Here is a 242-nt window from a genome sequence, read left to right as displayed (position 1 = left end):
CCGACCTGCTGCGCCGCGCCGATGCCATCTTCATCGAAGAGCTGCGCAACTTCACAGACGAAGCCACGGGCAAGACCTGGTACGACCTCACCAGCCAGGCCTTCACCGTGTTCCTGCCGGTCAAGAGCGTGGGCGTGATGGGCGATGGCCGCACCTACGACTATGTGGTGGCACTGCGCGCGGTGCAGACCAGCGACTTCATGACAGCCGACTGGGCGGAGTTGCCCTACGCGCTGTTGAAG

Annotated in this window: 1 pseudogene; it reads left to right on the top strand. The window is 64.0% G+C overall.

What is annotated here, in order from left to right:
- Nucleotides 1-242: pseudogene (locus tag ACSNOD_RS32050) on the top strand (hypothetical protein); the annotation flags it as partial.

The sequence above is a fragment of the Streptomyces sp. URMC 123 genome (genome assembly GCF_051386515.1).
GTDB lineage: Bacteria > Actinomycetota > Actinomycetes > Streptomycetales > Streptomycetaceae > Streptomyces.
Note: the sequence above shows the minus strand (reverse complement) of the source record. Positions and strands in the feature narration are given on the sequence as shown.